Annotated in this window: 16 protein-coding genes and 1 riboswitch; of the genes, 9 read left to right on the top strand and 7 right to left on the bottom strand. The window is 66.7% G+C overall.

Going from position 1 to position 23,202, the window contains the following annotated elements; all coding sequences use genetic code 11:
* The first annotated feature begins 59 nt into the window (after window positions 1–59).
* Both AC06E9_RS02265 and AC06E9_RS02260 read left to right on the top strand, forming a co-directional pair.
* Window positions 60–770: an AraC family transcriptional regulator gene (locus tag AC06E9_RS02265; RefSeq protein WP_478055407.1), complete on the top strand. Its 711-nt coding sequence runs from the start codon at window positions 60–62 to the stop codon at window positions 768–770.
* Between the two features lie 81 nt (window positions 771–851).
* On the top strand, window positions 852–2,243 hold the full coding sequence (locus AC06E9_RS02260; RefSeq protein ID WP_121038824.1) for an amino acid permease: 1,392 nt from the start codon (window positions 852–854) through the stop codon (window positions 2,241–2,243).
* Between the two features lie 724 nt (window positions 2,244–2,967).
* On the opposite strand, the gene gcvP is transcribed toward AC06E9_RS02260, so the two are convergent.
* Window positions 2,968–5,847, bottom strand: coding sequence for an aminomethyl-transferring glycine dehydrogenase (gcvP, locus tag AC06E9_RS02255; RefSeq protein WP_478055406.1), 2,880 nt, complete (start codon window positions 5,845–5,847; stop codon window positions 2,968–2,970).
* Window positions 5,848–5,935: 88 nt separating this feature from the next.
* A riboswitch (glycine riboswitch) is annotated at window positions 5,936–6,037 on the bottom strand.
* Between the two features lie 281 nt (window positions 6,038–6,318).
* Here gcvP and AC06E9_RS02250 point away from each other — a divergent pair.
* From AC06E9_RS02250 to AC06E9_RS02240, 3 genes are all read left to right on the top strand, one after another.
* Complete coding sequence (locus AC06E9_RS02250; protein WP_121038818.1) at window positions 6,319–7,542, top strand: multidrug effflux MFS transporter; 1,224 nt, start codon at window positions 6,319–6,321, stop codon at window positions 7,540–7,542.
* Between the two features lie 157 nt (window positions 7,543–7,699).
* Window positions 7,700–8,593 carry a siderophore-interacting protein gene (locus tag AC06E9_RS02245; RefSeq protein WP_121038815.1) on the top strand — a complete coding sequence of 298 codons (894 nt, stop codon included), beginning with the start codon at window positions 7,700–7,702 and terminating at the stop codon, window positions 8,591–8,593.
* Between the two features lie 80 nt (window positions 8,594–8,673).
* Entirely contained in the window at window positions 8,674–9,060 is a 387-nt protein-coding gene (locus tag AC06E9_RS02240) for a hypothetical protein (RefSeq protein WP_121038811.1), read from the top strand.
* A 97-nt stretch (window positions 9,061–9,157) separates the two neighbouring features.
* Here the strand turns inward: AC06E9_RS02240 and AC06E9_RS02235 are convergent, their stop codons facing one another.
* The 4 genes from AC06E9_RS02235 to AC06E9_RS02220 all read right to left on the bottom strand — a co-directional run bounded on the left by AC06E9_RS02235 (window position 9,158) and on the right by AC06E9_RS02220 (window position 15,675).
* On the bottom strand, window positions 9,158–11,152 hold the full coding sequence (locus AC06E9_RS02235; protein WP_478055405.1) for a M2 family metallopeptidase: 1,995 nt from the start codon (window positions 11,150–11,152) through the stop codon (window positions 9,158–9,160).
* 286 nt (window positions 11,153–11,438) lie between these two features.
* A complete protein-coding gene (locus AC06E9_RS02230; protein ID WP_478055404.1) occupies window positions 11,439–13,091 on the bottom strand; it encodes a phosphoethanolamine transferase in 1,653 nt (550 codons plus the stop codon).
* Window positions 13,088–13,858 (bottom strand): phosphatase PAP2 family protein, encoded by a 771-nt coding sequence (locus AC06E9_RS02225; RefSeq protein WP_478055403.1) that lies wholly within the window; start codon window positions 13,856–13,858, stop codon window positions 13,088–13,090. Before AC06E9_RS02225 ends, AC06E9_RS02230 begins: the two co-directional genes overlap by 4 nt.
* Window positions 13,859–13,959: 101 nt before the next feature.
* Entirely contained in the window at window positions 13,960–15,675 is a 1,716-nt protein-coding gene (locus tag AC06E9_RS02220; RefSeq protein ID WP_478055578.1) for a glycosyltransferase family 39 protein, read from the bottom strand.
* A 125-nt stretch (window positions 15,676–15,800) separates the two neighbouring features.
* On the opposite strand from AC06E9_RS02220, the gene AC06E9_RS02215 reads away from it, so the two are divergent.
* The 4 genes from AC06E9_RS02215 to AC06E9_RS02200 all read left to right on the top strand — a co-directional run bounded on the left by AC06E9_RS02215 (window position 15,801) and on the right by AC06E9_RS02200 (window position 20,585).
* Entirely contained in the window at window positions 15,801–16,502 is a 702-nt protein-coding gene (locus AC06E9_RS02215; RefSeq protein WP_121038799.1) for a response regulator transcription factor, read from the top strand.
* Window positions 16,489–17,820 (top strand): sensor histidine kinase, encoded by a 1,332-nt coding sequence (locus AC06E9_RS02210; RefSeq protein WP_152154075.1) that lies wholly within the window; start codon window positions 16,489–16,491, stop codon window positions 17,818–17,820. The genes AC06E9_RS02215 and AC06E9_RS02210 overlap by 14 nt, the downstream gene beginning before the upstream one ends.
* 114 nt (window positions 17,821–17,934) lie before the next feature.
* Complete coding sequence (locus AC06E9_RS02205) at window positions 17,935–19,185, top strand: DUF819 family protein (RefSeq protein WP_121038793.1); 1,251 nt, start codon at window positions 17,935–17,937, stop codon at window positions 19,183–19,185.
* A gap of 263 nt (window positions 19,186–19,448) precedes the next feature.
* Window positions 19,449–20,585, top strand: coding sequence for a DUF3103 family protein (locus tag AC06E9_RS02200; RefSeq protein ID WP_478055402.1), 1,137 nt, complete (start codon window positions 19,449–19,451; stop codon window positions 20,583–20,585).
* Window positions 20,586–20,700: 115 nt separating this feature from the next.
* Here the strand turns inward: AC06E9_RS02200 and AC06E9_RS02195 are convergent, their stop codons facing one another.
* Window positions 20,701–20,925 carry a YbdD/YjiX family protein gene (locus AC06E9_RS02195; RefSeq protein ID WP_019183464.1) on the bottom strand — a complete coding sequence of 75 codons (225 nt, stop codon included), beginning with the start codon at window positions 20,923–20,925 and terminating at the stop codon, window positions 20,701–20,703.
* Window positions 20,925–23,006 carry a carbon starvation CstA family protein gene (locus tag AC06E9_RS02190; RefSeq protein WP_121038787.1) on the bottom strand — a complete coding sequence of 694 codons (2,082 nt, stop codon included), beginning with the start codon at window positions 23,004–23,006 and terminating at the stop codon, window positions 20,925–20,927. Before AC06E9_RS02190 ends, AC06E9_RS02195 begins: the two co-directional genes overlap by 1 nt.
* Window positions 23,007–23,202: the final 196 nt, after the last annotated feature.

Here is a 23,202-nt window from a genome sequence, read left to right as displayed (position 1 = left end):
GGTGGCGCGCGTGCGGGCAGGTATCCTTGGGCGCGTCTTCCCCTGTTCTCCCCAACCGCATGCGCGTTGAACCCGCCGACATCGAAGCCCTGTTTGATGCGATCCCCGACGTCCTGTTCTTCATGAAGGACTGCGACGGGCGCTACACGCATATCAACCAGACCATGCTGCGCCGGCTGGGCCTGAAGTCGCGCAAGGACGTGATCGGACGCACCGCGGCGGAGATCTATCCGACCGGGCTGGGCGCGGACTACGCCACCCAGGATGAGCAGGTGCTGGCTGGCAAGGTCATCGAAAACCTGATGGAACTGCATCTGTTCGCCAACCGCGAGCCGGGCTGGTGCCTGACCTGCAAGCGGCCGCTGCTGGTGGAGGGGCAGATCCGCGGGCTGATCGGGATCTCGCGCGACCTGGGCCAGAAGGACAGCCTGGGCACCCAGTACGAGCAGCTGCGCCTGGCCCTTGCCCATCTGAATGCGCATTACGCCGACAACGTGCGCATGCAGACCCTGCTGGACATCACCGGGTTCTCGCTGTCCAAGCTGGAGCGCACCTTCCGCAAGGTGTTCCAGATGACCCCGCAACAGGTGTTGACCCGCTTGCGCATCCAGATGGCGGTGCACCTGCTGCATGGCCCGGACAGCATCGCCAGCATCGGCCAGGCCTGCGGCTTCACCGACCAGAGCGCCTTCACCCGCAAGTTCAAGGCCGAGGTCGGGCTGTCGCCGCGGGCCTACCGTGCCCAGATCGGCGAGCGTGCCGCTGCCTGAGGCGGGGTGGGGCTTCCGGCCTATGCCGTCGCGCGGCCGACAGGGTATGGTGTCGCACTTGTTGCCCGCCAATCGATTCCGATGCCCGCATCCCAGACTCCGGCTCCTGCCACTCCGCCCGCCGATACCCGCCTGGGACACGCGCTCAAGCCCCGCCAGTTGATCATGATGGGCCTGGGCAGCGCGATCGGCGCCGGCCTGTTCCTCGGTTCCGGGGTGGGCGTCCAGGCCGCCGGCCCGGCGGTCCTGCTGTCGTATCTGGTCGCCGGCGCGCTGGTGATCATCGTGATGAACGCGCTCGGCGAAATGGCCGCGGCCAAGCCGACCAGCGGCGCGTTCTCGGTCTACGCCGCCGACGCCATGGGCGCCACCGCCGGCGCCACGGTGGGCTGGCTGTGGTGGGTGCAGCTGGTGATCGTGATCGCCGCTGAAGCGGTCGGTGCGGCCGGCCTGCTCGCCACGGTGTGGCCGGCGATTCCGGTGCCGATGGCGGCGCTGGCCTTCATGCTGTTCTTCACCGCCATCAATCTGCTCGGGGTGAAGAACTTCGGCGAGTTCGAATTCTGGTTCGCGATCCTCAAAGTCGCCGCGATCGTCGGCTTCATCCTGATCGGCGTGGCGCTGCTGATGGGCTGGCTGCCGGACGTGGCCTCGCCGGGCCTGCGCAACTTCACCGAGCACGGTGGCTTCATGCCCAAGGGCCTGGCCGGGATCGGCGCGGCGCTGCTGGTGGTGATATTCGCCTTTGGCGGCACCGAGATCGTGGCGGTGGCCGCGGCCGAAACCGAAGATCCTGAGCGCAGCATCGCCCGTGCGATCCGCACCGTGGCCTGGCGCATCCTGGTGTTCTACATCGGCTCGCTGAGCGTGATCATCGCGGTGGTCCCGTGGACCAGCGAGGCACTCAGGTCGCCGTTCGCGGCGGTGCTGGAAGCGGCCAAGATTCCGGGCGCGGCGACGGCGATCACGCTGATCGCGGTGATCGCGCTGCTGTCGGCGTTGAACGCCAATCTCTACGGTGCGTCGCGGATGATGTATTCGCTGGCGCAGCGCCGCGAGGCGCCGGCGGTGCTGGGCTGGACCGATCCGCGCCAGGTGCCGATCATCGCGGTGCTGGCCAGTGTGCTGTTCGGTTTTGCGGCGACGGTGATGGAGCTGGTGTTCCCGGACAAGGTGTTGCCGGTGCTGCTCAACATCGTGGGCTCGACGTGTCTGTTGGTGTGGACGATTTCGTTGCTGTCGCAGTTGATTCTGCGCCATCGTGCGAACCGGGATGGGACGCGGTTGCCGTTCCGGATGGCGGGATATCCGTATCTGACGGTGATCGGGTTGGGGGTGCTGGCGCTGATCTTCGGTCTGTTGCTGTCCGAAGCGCACACGCGGGTGCAGTTCCTGTCGATGGCGGCGCTGACGGTGGTGATTGCGGCGAGCAGTGAGATCGCGCGTCGGGTGCGTGCTACAGCTAACAGCTAACAGCTAACAGCTAACAGCTAACAGCCGCAGGTTTTGGGGTCCGCTGGTTGGGGCGGGCACGGGTGGGTTGTCGGGACCCGCCGCAAGTACGTCCCTGTAGGCTCGTGTGTTGCCATCCATGGCAACACACGGTCCCGCCAACCCACCCGTGCCCACCCTTTGACAGGGGGCTGGTGGGCGATGGAAAGTCCAAAGCAGAAAGTCCAAAGCAGAAAGCAGCCGAGCTGGTGCTGCGCTGCTCGCTTCTCGAATCTGGATACTCGGCGTTCATCTCAATTCTCAGTGCTCAGTGCCAAGTACTCAGTGCTCGATGCTCGATGCTCGATGCACAGTGCTCGATGTTCAACGCCGATGCAGATGCTGATGCTGATGCTGATGCCTGGGTGATTGACTGCAACGTGACGCGACGACGGCATGACCTACTGACGCTCATCTCCGCCGCAGGGCATCTGCGTTTGTTTTTTCATGGGCGGCCGACAGGCTGTCGAGGGCGGGGGTGTGGGGGTTGGCGGGACCATGAGCGCCATGGATGGCGCGACATGAGCCTCCATGGACGGATTCACGGCGTGTCCCGCGAACCCACACAGCCCCGCCAGCCGGCAGAATCCAAAGGCGGCTCTCCTCCACGGCGCGCAGGAGCCGGGAGACGGGGAGTCGGCAGCAGCCCATAACAAAAACGGCCCGCTTGCGCGGGCCGTCTGCTGTTGCGTCAGGGCAGGGAGGCTCAGACCTCCACGCCCTCGTCTTCCTTGTACGCATCGACCGGGATGCAGGCGCACATCACGTTCTTGTCGCCGTAGACGTTGTCCACGCGTGCCACCGGCGGCCAGTACTTCTGCTGGCGCAGGCTGGCCAGCGGGAAGGCCGCCAGCTCGCGCGGGTAGGCGTGGGCCCACTCGCTGGCCGAGACCGCCGTGGCGGTGTGCGGTGCGTGCTTGAGCGGGTTGTCCTCGCGGTCCAGACGGCCGTCTTCGATCGCGGCGATTTCCTCACGGATCTGGATCATCGCGTTGATGAAGCGATCCAGCTCGTGCAGCGATTCGCTCTCGGTCGGTTCCACCATCAGCGTGCCGGCGACCGGGAAGCTCAGGGTCGGGGCGTGGAAGCCGAAATCGATCAGGCGCTTGGCCACGTCCTCGGCGCCGATGCCGGAGGTCTTCTCCAGCGGTCGCACGTCCAGGATGCACTCGTGCGCCACCAGGCCGTTGCGGCCGGTGTACAGGGTCTTGAAGTGCGGGGCCAGGCGCTTGGCGATGTAGTTGGCGTTGAGCAGGGCCACCTGGGTTGCCTTGCGCAGGCCGGCGGTGCCCATCAGCGTGATGTACATCCAGCTGATCGGCAGGATCGAGGCGCTGCCGAAGCTGGCCGCGCTGACCATGCCGACATCGCCTTCGCCGCCCAGCACCTTCGGCAGGAACGGGGCGAGGTGCGACTTGACCGCACACGGGCCGACACCCGGGCCACCGCCGCCGTGCGGGATGCAGAAGGTCTTGTGCAGGTTCAGGTGCGAGACGTCCGAGCCCCACTTGCCGGGCTTGGCCACGCCGACCAGGGCGTTCATGTTGGCGCCGTCGGTGTACACCTGGCCGCCGTGCTTGTGCACGATCTCGCAGATCTCCACCACCTCTTCCTCGAACACGCCATGCGTGGACGGGTAGGTGATCATCAGCGCGGCCAGGCGGTCGCTGTACTTCTCCGCGTTGACCCGGATGTCCTCCAGGTCGACGTTGCCGTTGGCATCGGTCTTGGTCACCACGACCTTCATGCCGCACATCTGCGCCGAGGCCGGGTTGGTGCCGTGCGCCGAATCCGGGATCAGGCAGACGTCGCGATGGCCCTCGCCGCGCGAGCGGTGGTAGGCGCGGATCGCCAGCAGGCCGGCGTACTCGCCCTGCGCGCCGGAGTTCGGCTGCAGGCTCACCGCGTCGTAACCGGTGCACTCGACCAGCATCGCTTCCAGGCCGTCGATCAGTTCCTTGTAGCCGGTAGCCTGGTCGGCCGGGGCCAGCGGATGGATGTTGGCGAACTCCGGCCAGGTCACCGGGATCATCTCGGCGGTGGCGTTGAGCTTCATGGTGCAACTGCCCAGCGGGATCATGGTGCGATCCATCGCCAGGTCCTTGTCCGCCAGCGAGCGCAGGTAACGCAGCAGTTCGTGTTCGCTGTGGTGGGTGTTGAACACCGGGTGGGTCAGGAATTCGCTGGTGCGCACCAGATCGGCCGGCAACGCATCGGCGGTGGCCGCATCCAGTGCATCCACGTCGACCGTGGCACCGAACAGCTGGCCGAGCGCGACGATGTCGGCGCGGGTCGCGGTTTCGTCCAGGCTGATGCCGACCGCATCGCTGTCGATCGCACGCAGGTTGATGCGCGCCGCCGCAGCCTTGGCGTGGATCGCCTTGGCGTCCACATCCTTGACGTGCAGGGTGTCGAAGAAGTGCTCGCCCACGTTGACGCCGGCGCCGCGCAGTGCGGCGGCCAGGATCGCGGCCAGACGGTGGGTGCGACGGGCGATGCGGGTCAGGCCTTCCGGGCCGTGGTACACGGCGTACATCGAGGCCATCACCGCCAGCAGCACCTGCGCGGTGCAGATGTTGGAGGTCGCCTTCTCGCGGCGGATGTGCTGCTCGCGGGTCTGCAGCGTCAAGCGGTAGGCAGCGTTGCCCTGCGCATCGACCGAGACACCGATCAGGCGGCCCGGCATCGAGCGCTTGTAGGCGTCGCGGCAGGCCATGAAAGCGGCATGCGGGCCGCCGAAGCCGAACGGCACGCCGAAGCGCTGCGAGTTGCCGACCACGATGTCCGCGCCCCATTCGCCGGGGGCGGCGATCAGGGTCAGCGCCAGCAGGTCGGTGGCCACGGCGACCAGGCCACCGCGCGCGTGCACGGCATCGGCCAGCGCCTTGTAATCGCCGATATGGCCGAAGGTATCCGGGTACTGCAGCAGCACGCCGTAGGCTTCGGCTTCCATCGCCTCGGCCGGGGTGCCCACGCGCAGCACGATGCCCATCGGCTCGGCGCGGGTGCGCAGCAGTTCCAGCGTCTGCGGGTGCACGGCGTCGTGCACGAAGAAGGTATCGGACTTCGACTTGGCCGAGCGCTTGGCCAGCGTCATCGCTTCGGCGGCGGCGGTGGCTTCATCCAGCAGCGAAGCGTTGGCGATCTCCATGCCGGTGAGGTCGGCGCACAGGGTCTGGAAGTTGATCAGCGCTTCCATGCGGCCCTGTGAAATCTCGGCCTGGTACGGGGTGTAGGCGGTGTACCACGCCGGGTTTTCCAGCACGTTGCGCAGGATGACGTTCGGGGTGAGCGTGCCGTAGTAGCCCTGGCCGATGAAGGTGCGGAACACCTGGTTCTTGTCGGCGATGGCGCGGATCTTGGCCAGCGCCTGCACTTCGGTGAGGGACTCGGGCAGATCCAGCGGTGCCGGCGACTTGATGCCGGCCGGGACGATCGCATCGGTCAGTGCGTCCAGCGAGGCGTGGCCGACCACGTCGAGCATCTGCGCGATTTCGGCGTCGTTGGGGCCGATATGGCGTTCGACGAACGCGTGGCTGTGTTCAAGCTCGCGCAGGGAGGGGGTGTTCTGGGACATGGCTGGCATCTCGGAGAGTGGGCACGCACGTTCGGAAGGCGGCCGGGCCAGGGCGCGTCGCGGACGACAGCGATCCACCGGACCTTGCGGTCTTCCTGGGTGCCCCTCTGTCCTTTTGCCTGAGAGTTTAAAAGCGCGCATCGGCGTGCTTCGTGCCCCTTCGGCGCCGGCATTCGCCGGTCTCTCCAGAGTTTTGGTACGGGTGGTATCGGGCCTGAGCGATTACGGGCGTTGCGCCTTCGGCAGCGGGTGTCCGCTTCTCCCACCATGTAGCGCGGCGATTATAGCCCAGCCGTTTCGGGCACTGGGCCTTTCCGGCACATGAATACGCAGCCGCGCAGGACCCCGGAAACCCGGCCCGGGCATGGTGCCGGGGGCGGCAAAGGCCTATGATCACTGGATCCTCGTATTCATCTGGCGCCGCCCGTTCCGGGCCAGGCGCCCGCCGTGCAGTGCGCATGGCCGCTGACGGAAGCCCGCATGACGCCCGCCTCACCCTCGACCCGCCGCTTGGCCCTGCTGCTCGCAGGCCTGGCGATGTTCGGTCCGTTCTCGATCGACACCATCTTTCCCGCCTTCCTGCTGCTGGGCGACCGCATGCAGGTGGACCAGGTTGCGGTGCAGCAGACCATCAGCGTGTACCTGCTGTTCTATGGCCTGATGAGCCTGGCCCACGGCCCGCTCTCGGATGCGTTCGGCCGCAAGCGGGTGATCATCGGTGGGCTGGTGCTGTTCATCGGCGCCTCGATCGGCTGTGCGCTGTCGCGGGACATGACCACCTTGCTGGTGTTCCGCGCGCTGCAGGGCGTGACGGCCGGTGTGGGTGTGATCGTCGGCCGCGCCGTGATCCGCGATCTGTACCACGGTGCCGACGCGCAGCGCTTGATGAGCCAGGTCTCGATGATCTTCGGCGTCGCCCCGGCGATCGCCCCGATCATCGGTGGCTGGATCCTGCTCGGCGGCGGCGACTGGCCGTTGATCTTCTGGTTCCTGGTGCTGTTCGGCGTGGTGTTGCTGCTGGCCACCGGCAAGTGGCTGCCCGAAACCCATCCGGTCGAGGCGCGCACGCCACTGTCGATGCGGGAACTGCTGCGCAGCTATGCGCGGATGGGTTCCAATGCGCGCCTGCTGCGTCTTGCTGCAGCCGGTGCGTTCAATTTCTCCGGCATCTTCCTGTATATCGCCTCGGCGCCGGTGTTCGTGATGCAGCACCTGAAGCTCGGCGAAGGCGGATTTGCCTGGTTGTTCATTCCCACCATCGGCGGCATGACCGTGGGCTCGTTCCTGTCCGGGCGCATGGCCGGGCGGATCGTGCCGCAGCGACAGATCGCGATCGGGTTTGCGTTGTGCGCGGTCTCGGCGCTGTTGAACTTCGGCTACGTGGCATCGGTACCGCAGATCGCGCTGCCGTGGGCGGTGATGCCGATCTTCCTGGGCGGCGTCGGCATGGCCTTGATCTTCCCGATCCTGGCGCTGGCCGTGCTGGACATGTACCCGCATCAGCGCGGCCTGGCCTCCTCGATGCAGATGTTCATCCAGCTGATGATCAACACGGTGGTGGCCGGCGTGGTCTCGCCGATGCTCAGCAGCAGCCCGATGCACCTGGCCTTGGGCTACGCGGGCTTCTTCGCCATCGGTGCCGTCTTCTGGTACTGGGAGCGGCGCTGCGAACGCCGCCGCGACCTGCTCACGCCCATCGAGTGAGCCGCATGCATGCCACGCCTGCACACAACGCAGGCGTGGCGGCATTGCCATTGCGCGACTGCGGCGTATCCTGTGCCTTCGCCAGCCAGTTCGTGCTCCACGACAGCCAATACGCTCCCCTGCGGACGCCGCGTCCGCCGCAACTCAGGGTGATTGCATGGCTGCCCATCAGACCTACCGCCTGTTCGATGTCGCGCTCAAGCAGCGCACCGTTCTCTCTCCGTCGCTTACCCGCATGGTCTTCGCTGCGCCCGATGTGGCCAACATGAAGACCGACGGGCCGGATCAGCGTATCAAGGTGTTCTTCCCGCTACCCGGCCAGCCAGCCCCCGAGGTGCCGCAGGGCGAGGACTGGTACGCGCGTTATCGCGCGCTGCCCGACACCGAGCGTGCGCCGATGCGCACCTACACCATCCGTGCGCTGCGCCCTGAAGTGGGCGAAGTTGATGTCGATTTCGTGCTGCACGGCGAGACCGGCCCCGCCTCGCGTTGGGCCATGCAGGCACGTGTCGGCGATCGGGTCGGACTGCTGGCGCCCGATGCGCGGGTCGAGGCCAGCAGCGAGGGCTACGAGTGGAAGCCGCCGGCGCAGGTGAAGCGCGTGCTGTTGGTGGCCGATGACACTGCGCTGCCAGCCGTGGCCGGCATTCTGGAAGACTTGGCGCAGTGGCCGCAGCCGCCGGACGTGCAGGCCTTCCTGGAGGTGGAGCACGAGGCGGATGTAATGCCGCTGCAGGCACCGCCCGGTGCGCAGCTGTTCTGGCTGGCCCGCGAGGGCGCCGCGCATGGTCAGCGGCTGCAGGACGCGGTACGGGCCCGGGTCGGTCCCTCCGGTACGCGCCATGGTGAGCAGGAACTGGCCGAGATCGACATCGATCAGGACATCCTGTGGGAGCAGGCCAGTGCGCCGGGCGGCGGGCTGTATGCCTGGGTCGCCGGCGAGGCCGGCGCGGTGATGGCGGTCCGCCGGCACCTGGTCAAAACCTGTGGTATCGACCGCCAGGCCATCACCTTCATGGGCTATTGGCGGCACGGCAAGGTCCTGGATTGAGAGGGCCGCCCGTGCTGCGATACGGGCTCGCCAGGGTCCGTGCGGTATCCTTGGCGCTTTGCCGCAGTCCGGATTTCCCCATGTCGACCACCTCCAAACTGCGCCGCGACATCCGCCGGCGCCGCGAAACCCAGGCCGCCAACCGCGAGCAGGCCGCCACCCCGCCGGTCGAGCCGCATGCCGAACTGCGCGACCAGCAACGCACGCTGCTGGCCGGTGTGGTGCGCCGCGAGGGTGAGTGGGTGCTGGGCATGGACGGACGCATCGCGGGGCAGACCACCAGCGCGGCACGCGTGCTGGCCTTGATCATGCAGGCCGCCGAACTGCACGAGCGGCAGGGCACGCCGGTCCGGTTGGTGTACTCGGATGCGTTGAAGGATGCCGCGCACGCCGAGGCCAAGGCCGACGGCATGGACTTCGAGCAGTTCAAGACCGAGCTGGCGGCCGCCCTGAAACCCACGTCGTAGCGCCACGCCCTGCGTGGAAGCGCATGAAAAAACCGGCCTTTCGGCCGGTTTTTTCGTTGCGGGCTGCGGCCGGGCCGGGCCCGGCCCAACCCACGGGTTACGGTGCCGCGGGCGCCGTCGGTGTGGCCGGGGCCGCAGCGGTGGCCGCCGGCACCTGCCAACCACACATCTGGCCCTGGTTCTGCTGCTTGAGCCATTCGTTGACCGGGGTGAAGTACTCGATCATCGGGCCGGCATCGAGTTTGTCGCCGCCGGTGATTTCCTTCAGCGTGGCCTGCCACGGCTGGCTGGCGCCCTTGCTCAGCATGGCCCAGAACTTCTGGCCGGCTTCCTTGTTGCCGTAGAAGCTGCACTGATGCAGCGGACCCTTGTAACCGGAGGCATCGCACAGGCCCTTGTAGAACTGGAACTGCAGGATGCGCGCCAGGAAGTAGCGGGTGTACGGGGTGTTGCCCGGCACGTGGTACTTGGCGCCCGCATCGAAGAATTCCTCACCGCGCGCGCTGGCCGGGGCCACGCCCTGGTACTTGGCCTTCAGGTCCCACCACGCCTGGTTGTAATGGTCCGGGGTGATCGAGCCATCGAACACGCCCCAGCGCCAGCGGTCGATCATCAGGCCGAACGGCAGGAACGACACGCCGCTCAGGGCCATGCGCATCTGCGCGTTGATGGTCGCCTCGCGGCTCTCCTGCGGGGTGTCGACCAGGCCGATCGAGTTGAGGTACTGCGGGGTCATCGCCAGCACGATGGTGTCGCCGATCGCCTCGTGGAAGCCATCGTTGGCACCGCCCTGGAACAACGGCGGCAGCGGGTTGTAGGCCAGGTCGTAATAGATGTGGCCCAGCTCGTGGTAGATCGTGGTGAAGTTCTCTTCGTTCGGCTTGATGCACATCTTGGTGCGCACGTCGCCTTCCATGTTCATGTCCCACGCGCTGGCGTGGCAGACCACGTCACGGTCCAGCGGCTTGATGAACTGGGTCTTGTCCCAGTACGACTTCGGCAGTGCCGGCATGCCGAGCGAGACATAGAAGTCCTGCGCGCGCTCGGTCATCTGCTTGGCGGTACGCAGTTCGGCCTCACGCTGCGCCTTGTACAGCGCTTCCACGTTCGCGCCGCTGCCGGCCTTGGCCAGTGCGCCACTGAGGTTGGTCTGGTACTGCTTTTCCAGTGCGGCGGTGATGTCCAGGTTGCCGGCACCGGGATACGGTTCCAGCTGGTCCCACAGGTTGGACCAGTCCTGCTGCCACATGTTGCCGGTCAGGTGCGCGGCGATCAGGCCGCCGTTGACCTCGGCCTTGTCTTTGCCGTACGTGGCATCGAGCTTGGTACGGGCATAGCAGTGCAACTGCTCGTACATCGGCTTGACCTGGTCCCACAGCCGGTCGGTTTCCGGGCCGATCTGGTCGGCCGGCATGTCGTAGCCGCTGCGCCACATCTGCCCGGCGTCGGCGAAGCCCATTTCTTTGGCACCTTCATTGACCAGGCTGACGAAACGCTCGTAATCAGCGCGCATCGGCTTGGTGGTGCCATGCCAGCCCTGCCAGGCGTCCAGCTGCGCGTCGTAGTCGCGGCTGCGGGCGAGGACCTGTTCCAGATCGCCGAGCTGGCGGCAGGTCTGGGGGTTGGCTTCATCGGTGCAGTACTTGCCGGAGCCGTAGGCGCCTTCCATGCGGCTGGCGATGCGGGTCAGCTCGGAGAGCTTGGCCGGGTCGCGCGGGGCGGGCATGGAGGTCATCAGCTTGAGCAGGTGGATCTGGCGCTTGGTGTCTTCGCTCATCGGCTGGCCGTCGTACTGGCCGGCCTGGGCGATCCAGCCGTTGAGCACGGTGAGCCAGCGTTCGTTGGCCTTGGCCGCGACGCGTTCGGAATCGTCATTGATGTAGGTCGAAGACAGCCACTGGGCCGAGGTCATTTCCGGGTACATGGCTTTGTACTCGGCGTTGACGCGGGCGATGAACTGGTCCGCGGTTTCCTTGGACTGGGTGGTGCCCGTGGCCGGTGCATCGGCGGGGGACGGTTCCTTCTGGCAGGCCGCCAGCGTCAGTGCGGCAGCACTGACAGCCAGGGCCAGCAGGAGCGGGCGGTGGTTCACGGGCACATCCTTGGGTGGTGACAGACCGGCGAAGGCTAGTGAAGCGCCGGGCGCACCGCAAGGGGCAGGGCAGCAGGGTTCGGGTGGGATCGTAGCGCCAACGTCAACGGCGTGGCGTCATTGCATCGTGGTTTGGGTCGGTGCGGGCGGGTTGTCGGGACCCGCCGTGAACCCGTCCATGGGGGCTCGATATGCGCCATCCATGGCGCATAACGGTCCCGCCACGGTCTGGCCTGCCTCGACCAAAACGGAAGAGCGAATAGCTGACAGCAGTGGTCGTTCCGCTTCAAACCTCGCACGACGCAAACAGATCCCGGTCACGTTCGTACACCGACGTCTTGACCTGCATCAGCCCCAGCACCGACGGGAACAGATTGTCGTGGTCGGTGTACTTGCCCGCGCGCTCCCGCACGCAGGCCAGGTTGAGCCCGCGGTTGGCGGCGAAGGACGGCGAGAACCACATCGTCATCGGTACGCGGGTCTGCTCCTGCGGGGCGATCGCATACGGCACACCGTGCAGATACAGGCCCTTCTCGCCCAGCGATTCACCATGATCGGAGAGGTAGATCATCGCCGTGTCGTAGTCGTCCATGCCCTTCAGTGTGCCGATCGTGCGCGAGAGCAGGTGATCGGTGTACAACAGCGCGTTGTCGTAACTGTTGGTGATCTGCTCGCGGCTGCACTTGCCCAGGTCCGGCGTATCGCAGGTCGGGGTGAAGCGGCGGAAGCGCGGCGGATAGCGTTCGAAGTAACTCGGCCCGTGGTTGCCCAGCTGGTGCAGGACCACCACGCGGTCACCGGGCCTGGCGCGCACCTGGGTGGCCAGATCGTCGATCAGGATCTCGTCCATGCAGCGCCCGTTGGCGCACAGGGTCGGGTGCTTGGCATCGTCCAGTGCCTGCATTTCCAGGCCCTCGCACACGCCCTTGCAACCGGATTGGTTGTCGCGCCACAGCGTGGCAATGCCGGCGTGATCCAGCACGTGCAGCAGCGACTGGTGCGCGCGGATCTTTTTTTCGTCGTAGTCATGCCGTCCATAGGGCGAGAACAGGCAGGGCAGGGAGACTTCGGTGCTGGTGCCGCACGAATGCATGTCGGGGAAATTGATCACCCCGGCCTGGGCCAGTTCCGGCGTGGTCTGCTTGGCATAGCCGTTGAGGCCCCAGTTCTGTGCGCGTGCGGTCTCGCCCATCACGATCACCAGCAGGCGCGGGCGGCTGCCCGCGGCACGCGGGGTCACGTTGGCATCCATGCCGATCGGCAGCTTGGGCGCACGCTGGATCGGATTGTCACCGCGCAGCGCCTTGGGCAGGCCGAGCAGGAAGTTCCCGGGCGTGGCCAGGTAACGCACTTCGCGCTGGTTGCGCATCAGCGAGGACATCTCCTGGAAGGAGAGCATCGCCCCGCCGAAGGCGATCAGTGCCGACAGCAGCAGAAAACCGATACGCCACAGCAGGGCCCTGCCCAGCGTGCGGCGGCGGAGCTGCACACGCGAGAGCAGCAGCATCGGTACGAAGGCCAACAGCAGCAGCGGCAGGATCAGGGTCGGCGTGATCAGTTCGCGGCTTTCCTTGTGGTCGGTGGCCAGTATGTTGCGCAGCATGTCCGCATCCAGATAGATGTGGTAACTGCTCATGTAGTGCGCAGCCAGCGCGGTGCCGATCAGCAGCACGCTCAGCACCACCTTGGCATTCCAGCGCCAGACCAGCAGCCCCATCAGCAGGCTGTGCGCGCCGACCAGGAACAGGAACAGCGAGAGGGCGAAACCCATGCTGCCCGGGTGGGTCGCCATTGCGCTGTGCCAGAACAAGCCGTTGCAGGCGACCGCGAAGAACACGCTGGTGAGCAGGATCAAGGTCTCGGTGGTGCACTGCGGGCGCCAGGCGCGCACGGCAGCCAGCGCCGGGAAGCGTGTAGTACGCGGGAGGGTGGCGCTCATGCCGCGTCTCCCTGCCCACTGACCGGCGCCGTGCTGCGTTCGTGCAGCCGGATGCGTTCAACCAGCAGGTACAGGCCCAGCGACACCGCCCAGCAGGTGGCCAGTGTCCACAGATCATGCGACAGGAAATGCGCGCCACGCAGTTGCTGCGAGAACCCGAACACGCCGCCGGCCAGCAGGCCGACCGCCAGGCCGCGCCAGCGCCAGGCGGGGCGCACCATCAAGGCGACGAAGTACAGGCTGACCCACGCAAAGCCAGCGCTGGAGTGCCCACCCGGGAAGCACACCCCGCGCGGCATGCCCGGTGGGCGTGTGGCGAACAGGCCGATGAACTCGCGGGTGCCGCCGTAGCGGGTGAGATCCCACGGGCAGTCCATGTTGGTCAATGCCTTGAGCAGCGAGACCAGGCCGGTGCCCAGTGCGACCGCCAGCACCAGGTACAGCAAGGGCCAGCGCCACCGGGCCGCACGTTCGCTGCGCCACGCGTGGAAGCACAGCACGATCGCCACCAGCGCAGCTGCACTGCTGGCCCATTTGCCGGCCTGATGGATCAGGTGGGTGGTGACCCACGCGTTCTGCAGCGCCCACTGCTGCCCTTCCAGGCGATACCACTGGTCGGCCAGCCACTGGTCGCCCCCGGCGCCCATCAGCGCAGCGCTGGCGAGCGCGGTCAACGCCAGCGGAGCCCAGAGGTGATCGCGGAGGAAGCGCGGCGTGGCCGACGCAGCCGGCGCGGAGGAGAGAGCAACGGTGGACGCTGGGAACATGGACAATGGGGCCGGCGGGAGATTCCGGCGCCATGGTCGTCAGCGGGTTGTCGGAGAGGGGTCGGAGCGATGTTGGCCGCCGGTTAAGCGCGACCTTCCGTTCAGTCTTCCTCATCCTGCGCGGTGTCGGTCGCCGTCACGGCGGCATGGCAGTCCGCCTGCCAGGCGGTGCCCGGGAACAGCAGCCAGCGGTTCCGATTGGCGCTGCCGATCTCGATCACCGCCGACGGGTCCACGCAGGGGCTGATCGCCTCATCAAGCACCAGCAGCCAGCGGCGCTGCGGGGCCTGCGCCAACCACGGGCCTGCGGCCTGCCATTGCTGCTCCCACGGCGTTTTGAAGCCGAAATCGGTCACCGGGCGGTCGGCCTGCAGCAGGTTCTGCTCGCGCCAGGCCACCACGCCCAGCTCGGCCTCCGGCCCGATCCGCGTGCCCACCCGCTGCATCACGGCGGACGCGGAGCTGTACGGATCCAGCGTCGGCATCAACACCCAGCCGTACAGATTCCAGAGCAGGAAGGCGGTCGCCACCACCAGTGCGCCCGCGCGCCGTTGGCGCCACCACAGTGCCAAGGCCAGCAGCACCACGCCGAAGGCGATCAGCCAGCCGCCCAATACGGGCAGCAGGGCATCGGGCATGGCACGTCGGGCCAGCTGGAGGTGCGCCCACGCGCTACCGCTCCAGAGCTGTGTGCCGATGTACAGCGCCGCCGTGCCCAGCACCGCGACATACGCCCACAGCAGCCAGCGCAGCCCGGCCCGGCGCAGCAGCCCGGGCAGCAGCGGTGCGGCGGCCAGGCACAGCGCGGGCAGCATCGGGAAGATGTACACCTCGCGCTTGCCCGGGCTGGCGCTGAAGAAGACGAGTACCAGCAGCGCCCACCCCAGCAGCAGCCACCAGCGCCCGTCCAGGCGGTTGAGGCGGCGCCACCACGCGGGGATCAGCGCCGGCAGCAACAGGCTGCCCGGCAACCACAAGGTGACCATCACCTGCAGGTAGTACCAGACCGGCTTCACGTGGTGCCAGGCGTTGGCGTAGCGGGTGCCGGTCTGTTTGAACAGCAGTTCGCGCGCATACGCGTGCAGTGCCGGATCGGACGCGTTGAGCAGGGCGATGCCCAACGGTGCCAGCCAGACCGCCGTGCCGAGCAGGAAGGCCGGCAGCAGCCACCACAGATCGCGCGCGGTGCCCGGCGGCAACGCCGTGCCACGGGCGCGCCAGCGCCACAGGGCAAACGGCACCAGCACCAGCAACGGCAGGAAGCCGACGCCCTTGGTCACCGTGCCCACCCCGGCAGCAACGCCCGCCAACCACAGCGCCGGGCGGTTGCGGCCCTCCAGCAGGTGGCGCAGCAGCCCCCACAGCGACAGGGTGGTCATCGCTACCAGCACCATGTCGATCTGGGCCCGTTTGGCCATCAGGCCGAACTGCAGGCAGCTGAACAAGGCGAGCAGGGCCCACCACCCGACCCGGCGGTTCCACAGGCGCCGGCCCAGGTCCCAGGTCAGCCACAGCGTGAGCAGCGCAGCCAGCAGCGAAGGCACCAGAAAGGCGAGCGCCCAGCCGCCGAACAGTTGGTGGCTGGCGGCCTGCATCCACATGAAGACCGGCGGTTTTTCCGCATACAGTTCGCTGCCGCGGTGGGGCAGCAGCCACTGGCCGGACTCGACCATGGCACGCGCTGCGAGCACGAAACGCGGTTCATCGGGCGGGGAGGGCTGGCGCAGGCCGATGCCGGCGGCCAGTGCCAGCAGCAGGGCAAGGCAGACCAGCACACGCGGCCAGCGCCGCAGGAAGAAGGATTCGGTCACGCCCAGGCTCGTCGGCAAAACAGCCACTGTCTCCCCGACAGCGTAGGAAAAGCGTCGTAAAACCACCCATTGCGACCGGATTCCGACACGGTTCCCGCTACCATGCATTCAACCGGTCAAGAGAGTCTCCCATGCGGCTGCTGGTCATTGAAGACAACCGTCAGCTGGTTGCCAATCTATTCGATTATTTCGAGTCGCGGGGCCATGTGCTCGATGTCGCGCCCGATGGCGTCACCGGCCTGCACCTGGCCGTGTCGCAGCCCTATGACGCGCTGATCCTGGATTGGATGCTGCCGCGCATGGAAGGCCCGGAGGTGCTGCGCCGGTTGCGTGCTGACCACGGCTCGGAAGTGCCGGTGATCATGCTCACCGCGCGCGATGAGCTGCCGGACAAGATCGCGGGGTTTCGTGCCGGCGCCGACGATTACCTGACCAAGCCGTTCGCGCTGCCCGAGCTGGAAGTGCGCCTGGAAGCGCTGATGGTGCGTGCCAAAGGGCGTAACCCGCGCAAGGTGCTGGAGGTGTCCGACCTCAAGCTGGATCTTTCTACGCTGGAAGCGCAACGCGACGGCAAGCCGCTGCATCTGTATCCGGCCTGCCGGAAGCTGCTGGAAGTGCTGATGCGCGCCAGCCCCGGCGCAGTCACGCGCCAGCAGCTTGAATTTGCGCTCTGGGGGGATGAACTGCCCGATGGCGATCTGCTGCGCTCGCATGTCTACGAACTGCGCCGCAGCGTCGATGGCCCGTTCCAGCAGAAATTGATCCACACCTTGCCGCGGGTCGGCTACCGCCTCGGCGTGTCGGCTGCGGACAGTGCCGATGAAGTGGCATAAGCGCCCGCCCAAGCCAGCGCCCATGCACCGGCGCATGGTGTGGTGGCTGCTGGGCTACCTCGCGCTGATCTCGCTGGCGGTATTCAGCGTGGGCAACTACGTGCACGAACACGCCGAGCACTCGGCATGGCGCGCGCTGCTCAACTCCGAGCTGGACAGCATCGTCAACCACATCGAACACGAGCCGCACTACCGCTGGCAGGATTCGGACACCCTGCGGCTGTTCTACATCAATGGCAGCCCGACGGTGCCGGAGAGCCTGCGCACGCTGCATCCGGGGCTGCACGACGGTGTGGAGGTCAACGGACGCGCCAGCGCGGTGATGGTCCGCGAAACCACGCAGCTGGGGCGGCTGGCACTGGTGCTGGACATCAATGACTTCCATGAGCTGGAGCAGTTCGCCACGCGCTGGGTGCTGCTGGCCGGTGTGCTGATGATCATCGTCACCGTGGTGATGGCGTCCTTCGGCGTCGGTCGCCTGGTACGGCCGCTGAGCTCGCTGGCCCGGCGCATCGACGAGCTGCGGCCGGGTGTTCCCGGGCAACGGGTGGAGGTGGACCCACGGGCCAGCTCCGAGCTGTACGTGATCGCCAACGCGCTCAACGACTACCTGGCGCGCAACGAACAGTTCGTTGAACGCGAGCGGATCTTCATCAGCACGGCCAGCCATGAACTGCGCACGCCGATTGCGGTGATCACCGGCGCCTCGGAACTGGCACTCGGCCAGCCGGAGATTCCCGACCGCGCCCGCCAGCAGATGCAGCGGGTGCACCGCACCGCGCAGGGCGTGGAGCAGTTGATCCAGTTGCTGCTGGTGCTGGCGCGCGACCCGGCGCGGCTGGCTGCACTGGGCGAGCGTATCCCGCTGGATCTGCTGGTGCCGGACATCATTGAAGACCACCGTCACCTGATGGGCGACAAGGACCTGCGCATCGAGATCGACGGCCTGGCGCGGGTGGATATCGTCGCGCCACTGGGCGTGGTCCAGGCGGCGATCGGCAATCTGCTGCGCAACGCGATCGAGAACAGCGGCCGTGGCACCATCCACATCCAGGTCTCCGGCCAGGCGGTGGTGACGCTGCAGGATCCCGGGCTCGGCATGAGTCCGGAAGAGATCGCGGCGGTGCATGCGCGCATGGCGCGGGGCGACCGCAACGAGCAGAGCGGGATCGGCCTGGAACTGATCGCCCGGCTCTGTGAACATCTGGGCTGGGCGCTGCAGATCGAGCCCTGCGTTCCCCGGGGCACCTGCGTGATCCTCGATCTGGGGGCCTCGCTGCCCGGGCGCAGTGAACGTCCATCGCTGCCTGCGTCGTAATCGCCCTGCTCGCTGCGCCGCAAAGTGTGGCGTCGTGAAGACAATGTTAAGCTCCGGATGCGCCGCTCTATGCGGCGCTTTTTTTTATCCCTTCGATCGACAGAGGATGGCTTGATGCCGACCGAACCCAGTACTGCCCTGATCACCAATGACATCGTCGGCCTCGGCCTGATCGCCGCCACCCTGGCGGTGATCTTCTGGGCCGCCAGCGGCCCGACCCCGCTCCTCAAGAAGATTTTCGCGTGGGTACCGGCCCTGCTGCTGTGCTACTTCATCCCGGCCATCTACAACACCGCCGGCCTCATCGATGGCCACAACACCTCGCTCTACAACCCGATCGCCCGCGACGTGCTGCTGCCCGCCGCGCTGGTGCTGCTGACCCTGTCGATCGACCTCAAGGGCATCATGAAGCTGGGCCCGAAGCTGCTGGTGATGTTCTGCGCCGGCACGCTGGGCATCATCCTCGGCGCCATCGTGTCGTTCCAGGCGATGTCCTGGATCCACCCGGCCACCGTGGCCGGTGACACCTGGAAGGGCATGGCGGCGCTGGCCGGCAGCTGGATCGGCGGCGGCGCCAACATGGTGGCGATGCGTGAAGTGTTTGGCACCGATGCGACGACGTTCGGCCAGTTCGCCGTGGTCGATGTGGCCTGCGCGAGCCTGTGGATGGCGGTCCTGCTGTTCCTGGCCAACCGCGCCAAGCAGATCGATGCCCGCAGCGGGGCCGATACCCGCGCCATTGATGAGATGAAGGAGCGCATCTCGGCATACGAAGCACAGAATGCCCGCATTCCCAGCCTGACCGACCTGATGGTGATCGTCGGTGTGGGGCTGGGCGGCGTCGGCCTGGCGCATGCCATCGCCGCGCCGCTGAGCAGCTGGTTCAAGGCCAATGTGAGCTGGGCCAGCCAGTTCAGCTTGGACAGCGCGTTCGTCTGGGTGGTGCTGCTGTCCACGGCGCTCGGCCTGGGCCTGAGCTTCACCCGCGCGCGGCGCCTGGAATCGGCCGGTGCCTCGCGTCTTGGCACCCTGTTCCTGTATTTCCTTATCGCCTGCATCGGCATGCAGATGGACCTGCTCTCGCTGCTCGACCGGCCGTGGCTGTTCGCGCTCGGCGCGATCTGGATGCTGACCCACATCCTGGTGCTGTGGATCGCCGCCAAGCTGCTGCGCGCGCCGCTGTTCTTCTTCGCGATCGGTTCGCAGGGCAACATCGGTGCAGCGGCATCGGCACCCGTGGTCGCTGCCGCGTTCCATCCGTCGCTGGCGCCGGTCGGCGTGCTGTTGGGCACCGTGGGCTATGCCACCGGGACCGGCCTGGCGTATGTGACCGGGCTGATCCTGAAATGGATGGCGGGCGCGTAAGCGCGCGCCACGTTGTCGACTCCCGGGGCGGCCTTGATGGCCGCCTCTTTTTTGGGCGGCGATGACCCGCTGAACGTCATGCGTCTGGGACCCAGGTCACGCGCCGGTGTCAGAAATGGCTGCATGCGACACGAACTGTGAAGGGCGTACGGAATCGTGCTGGCACGGCCGCGTAAGGTCCGGCGGCATGCACTGTGCTGTGCGCCGAACGCGCATGGCATGGATCCTTTGTCGACGGCAGTCGACACCTATCAGGAAGCACGATGAAGACGAAAGACGTGTTGATGTCGGTGATCACCGCCGGCGTACTGATGTTCGCTTCTGTAGTGTCCGTAAAGGCCGCCCCGGGCGAGCGAGGGGATGTGCACGCCGTGGCCGATGCAAGTGCACGCGATGTGGCTGCGTGGCTCGGGCAGCCGGCACGGGCCGGCGCCCTCGTCGCTGCGCTGGCGGCCCACCCCGAGCGCGGGCTGCCGTTGACCGCGGTCCTGGCCGAGAGCGATCCGGGTGGGAACAGCCTGGCGTCGCGGATGCTGTCCGAACGCGATGCTCTGGTCCGCCGATACAAGGGCCTGCCAGCCGCAGATCGCGGTTTGCTGCAGGTCCGCAGCTTCGTGCCTGCCGGGCAGACGCTGAGCGCAGTGGCGCCTGCCGATCTCTGGGTGGCAGTGTTGCCCAAGGGAGACGACCGCACCTGGACCTCCCTGGTGGCCTACGACCGGCACGGGCGTCAGCATCTGCTGGACGCGCAGGTAGCCCCGACCTTCCCGGTATTGATCGTGGACATCGATACCGGGCAGGCGGTCCAGGAAGGCATGGCCCTGATCAATGCCGGGTTGCAGGCGAGGGGACTGCAGTCGGCCGACCGGCTCACGGTGGCCGCCGATGGAGCGACCTCCCTGGATGTCACCCGGCTTGACCGTATCCGCCTGGCCAATGACGGCGAGCCGTGGGCGTTGGGCGGCGCGGAAGTGTTCGCCGTGGTGTCCGGGCTGCAGACAGACAAGGCAGAGCCGGAGATGGCCACGGTGTCACTGCCGTACCTGGACCATGACAAGACCGATTACACCCCGGGCCAACCCTTGGTGATCTGGGGCAACTACCGGTTCGATACCGCCAACGTGCAACTGTTCGAAGACGATGGCGACACCAACTACAAAGACCTGCTGATCGCCCTCACCGAAGGCGTGAAGCTTGCGCTGGGCGCCGTCGCCCCGGAGTACGCGGTGATTGCCGAGATCGGCGGTGCGATCCTCAAGGCCATGCCGAGCAGCTGGTTCACCAACGATACCGACTACCTGGACAGTTTCTACCTGCTGCAACGCGGCCAGACCTATACCGGACGGATGGGGGCGGCGAACAATGCACAGGTGACGTTGAGCCCCCTTACGCTCCAGTAGCGCCGGCCGCTGGCCGGCTCCCCTCGAGGCCTGTCGCAGGCAGTGGCGAACGCGACCCGACAAAAAACGGCGGCGCTTTCGCGCCGCCGTTTTCGAGTGCATCCGCTGCTGGAGGTCAGCAGCAGCGTCCCCCGTTCTTGCCGCTGTAACGCGCCTCCTGGCGCTCGCGGAAGAACGTCTTGTAGTCCATCGGCACGCGGTCCGGATGCTTCTCCAGCACATGCCGGACGTAGTTGTCGTAGTCGGGAATGCCGCAGCACAGCCGTGCGGTCTGCACCAGGCGCCGCCAGATGCGGCGGTGGGCCTGGTACTGACCGGCGGGGACGAGTTCGGTACTCATCACAGGTCCGCCATCTGGTGCGGCTCGAGCGCCACGTACGGGGTTTCCTTGTCGGTGCGCTGCGGCGTGCGGCGGGCCATGAAGATGGTCTTGATCGCGTAGAACAGGATCGAGAACACCACGAACAGGAACAGCACGGTCAGGCCGGTGTTGACGTAGGCGTTGACCACGATCTGGTGCATCTGGCCGACGGTCTTGGCCGGGGCGGTCAGCGTGCCGCTGGCGATCGCATCCTGGTACTTGTGCGCCTGGGCCAGGAAGCCCTGGGCCGGGTTGCTGTCGAAGATCTTGATCAGGCCCGCATACGTGGTGCAGATCAGCAGCCACACGGCCGGCACGCCGGTCACCCAGGCGAAGCGGTCACGCTTCATCTTGAACAGCACCACCGTGCCGAGCATCAGCGCGATACCGGCCAGCATCTGGTTGGAGATGCCGAACAGCGGCCACAGCGTCTGGATGCCACCGAAGGGATCCACCACGCCGGTGTAGAGCAGGTAGCCCCACAGCGCCACGCAACCGGCGGTGGCGATGATGTTGGCGGTCCACGATTCGGTCTTCTTCAGGGCCGGGATGAAGTTGCCCAGCAGGTCCTGCAGCATGAAGCGACCGGCACGCGTACCGGCATCGACCGCGGTGAGGATGAACAGCGCTTCGAACAGGATCGCGAAGTGGTACCAGAACGCCATCATCGCGTTGCTGCCGCTCGGGATCGCCTCGTGCAGAATCTGCGCGATGCCCACCGCCAGCGTCGGTGCGCCACCGGCGCGGTGCAAGATGGTCGGCTCGCCGATTGCCGCTGCGGTGGCCTCCAGCTGCTCGGGGGTGATGATGAAGCCCCACGTATTGCTGATGTAGGCCGCAGCGGAGACCGCATCCGGGCCGATCACGGCGGCCGGTGCGTTCATGGCGAAGTAGATGCCCGGATCGATGATCGAGGCGGCCACCAGCGCCATCACCGCGACGAACGATTCCATCAGCATGCCGCCGTAGCCGATGTAGCGCATGTGGCGCTCATTGGCGAGCAGCTTGGGCGTAGTGCCCGAGGCGATCAGGGCATGGAAACCGGACACCGCGCCGCAGGCGATGGTGATGAACAGGAACGGGAACATCCCGCCTTTCCAGACCGGGCCGTCGCCACTGGCGGCGAACTGGGTCAGGGCCGGCATCTTCAGTTCCGGCATCACGATCAGGATGCCGATCGCCAGCGCCACGATGGTGCCGATCTTGAGGAAGGTGGACAGGTAATCGCGCGGGGCCAGCAGCAGCCACACCGGCAGCACAGAGGCCACGAAGCCGTAGCCGATCAGCATCCAGGTGATCTGGATGCCGGTGAAGGTGAAGGCCGGGCCCCAGACCGGATCGGCCGCGACCTTGCCACCGAACCAGATCGCGGCCAGCAGCAGGATCAGCCCGACCACGGAGATCTCGCCGATCTTGCCCGGGCGGATGTAGCGCATGTACACGCCCATCAGGATCGCGATCGGCATGGTCGCGATGACCGTGAACATGCCCCACGGGCTTTCGGCCAGCGCCTTGACCACCACCATCGCCAGCACCGCCAGGATGATGATCATGATCAGGAAGGCACCGAACAAGGCGATGGTGCCGGGTACCGGCCCCATTTCCTCACGCACCAGGTCACCCAGCGAGCGGCCGTTGCGGCGGCTGGAGAGGAACAGGATCATGAAATCCTGCACCGCGCCGGCGACGACCACGCCCACCACCAGCCAGAGCAGGCCGGGCAGGTAGCCCATCTGCGCGGCCAGCACCGGGCCGACCAGCGGGCCTGCACCGGCGATGGCGGCGAAGTGGTGGCCGAACAGCACGTGTTTGTTGGTCGGGACGTAATCCAGGCCGTCGTTGTTGATCACCGCGGGCGTGGCCCGGGTCGGATCGAGCTGCATCACCTTGTCGGCGATGAACAGGCTGTAGAAGCGATACGCGATGAGATAGATGGAGACCGCAGCGACGACGATCCACAGCGCATTGATGGGTTCACCGCGGCGCAGTGCGACGGTGCCTAGACAGAATGCGCCAAGCAGTGCGATGACTGCCCAACCCAGTTTCGAAAAACCTTTCATGAGATTGCGTCTCCCTGGAGATCGTCGTAAGAGTCCGCCTTGGCACCGACGCGGTCAATGCAATGGCGGGGGCTTGCCGCTAGTACTTTGGTCGTAGGGTGGGGGGCGCGTGCCCGTGCACGTCATCGGAACATCACGCTTGGAACAATCGGTTGCGGGCATGACGGTTGGCCGGCGGGGCCGGCGAGGCCATCTT

Source organism: Stenotrophomonas sp. Steno-Z10-BAI (assembly GCF_056393115.1).
Note: the sequence above shows the minus strand (reverse complement) of the source record. Positions and strands in the feature narration are given on the sequence as shown.

Excerpts from the sequence above, each read along its gene's own strand:
- AC06E9_RS02265 (WP_478055407.1), top strand. The coding sequence starts at position 60 with ATGCGCGTTGAACCCGCCGACATCGAAGCCCTGTTTGATGCGATCCCC.
- AC06E9_RS02260 (WP_121038824.1), top strand. The coding sequence starts at position 852 with ATGCCCGCATCCCAGACTCCGGCTCCTGCCACTCCGCCCGCCGATACC.
- gcvP (WP_478055406.1), bottom strand. The coding sequence starts at position 5,847 with ATGCCAGCCATGTCCCAGAACACCCCCTCCCTGCGCGAGCTTGAACAC.
- AC06E9_RS02250 (WP_121038818.1), top strand. The coding sequence starts at position 6,319 with ATGACGCCCGCCTCACCCTCGACCCGCCGCTTGGCCCTGCTGCTCGCA.
- AC06E9_RS02245 (WP_121038815.1), top strand. The coding sequence starts at position 7,700 with ATGGCTGCCCATCAGACCTACCGCCTGTTCGATGTCGCGCTCAAGCAG.
- AC06E9_RS02240 (WP_121038811.1), top strand. The coding sequence starts at position 8,674 with ATGTCGACCACCTCCAAACTGCGCCGCGACATCCGCCGGCGCCGCGAA.
- AC06E9_RS02230 (WP_478055404.1), bottom strand. The coding sequence starts at position 13,091 with ATGAGCGCCACCCTCCCGCGTACTACACGCTTCCCGGCGCTGGCTGCC.
- AC06E9_RS02225 (WP_478055403.1), bottom strand. The coding sequence starts at position 13,858 with ATGTTCCCAGCGTCCACCGTTGCTCTCTCCTCCGCGCCGGCTGCGTCG.
- AC06E9_RS02215 (WP_121038799.1), top strand. The coding sequence starts at position 15,801 with ATGCGGCTGCTGGTCATTGAAGACAACCGTCAGCTGGTTGCCAATCTA.
- AC06E9_RS02210 (WP_152154075.1), top strand. The coding sequence starts at position 16,489 with ATGAAGTGGCATAAGCGCCCGCCCAAGCCAGCGCCCATGCACCGGCGC.
- AC06E9_RS02205 (WP_121038793.1), top strand. The coding sequence starts at position 17,935 with ATGCCGACCGAACCCAGTACTGCCCTGATCACCAATGACATCGTCGGC.
- AC06E9_RS02200 (WP_478055402.1), top strand. The coding sequence starts at position 19,449 with ATGAAGACGAAAGACGTGTTGATGTCGGTGATCACCGCCGGCGTACTG.
- AC06E9_RS02195 (WP_019183464.1), bottom strand. The coding sequence starts at position 20,925 with ATGAGTACCGAACTCGTCCCCGCCGGTCAGTACCAGGCCCACCGCCGC.
- AC06E9_RS02190 (WP_121038787.1), bottom strand. The coding sequence starts at position 23,006 with ATGAAAGGTTTTTCGAAACTGGGTTGGGCAGTCATCGCACTGCTTGGC.